General features: G+C 64.2%; 1 protein-coding gene. It reads right to left on the bottom strand.

What is annotated here, in order from left to right; all coding sequences use genetic code 11:
- Positions 1-243 (bottom strand): flagellar hook-associated protein FlgL (locus tag BST14_RS28835; protein ID WP_438502224.1); only part of this gene is annotated, 243 nt, incomplete at both ends.

Below are 243 nucleotides of genomic sequence, written 5' to 3'. Positions count from 1 at the left end.
GCATTGACGATGTCCTCGAACAGTACCTTGCCGCTGTCGCTGACCGGAATCCGCGTGCTGCTGGCGATCTGCACCTCGCGCTGGCTCTCGTCGCCCATGTAGCTGTAGGTGCCGTCCTCGTTGCGCACGAACGGCTGCACCGAGCCCTGGGACCCGGAAAACAGGTATTTGCCACTCGCGTCGCGGCTGTTGAGCAGGTTCAGCAACTCGTCCTCGCGCTGGCGCAACTCGCTGGCCAGCGAC

The organism is Mycobacterium arosiense ATCC BAA-1401 = DSM 45069 (assembly GCF_002086125.1).
Lineage (GTDB): Bacteria > Actinomycetota > Actinomycetes > Mycobacteriales > Mycobacteriaceae > Mycobacterium > Mycobacterium arosiense.
The sequence above is the reverse complement of the archived record's forward strand: the minus strand, read 5'-3'. Positions and strand labels throughout refer to the sequence as shown.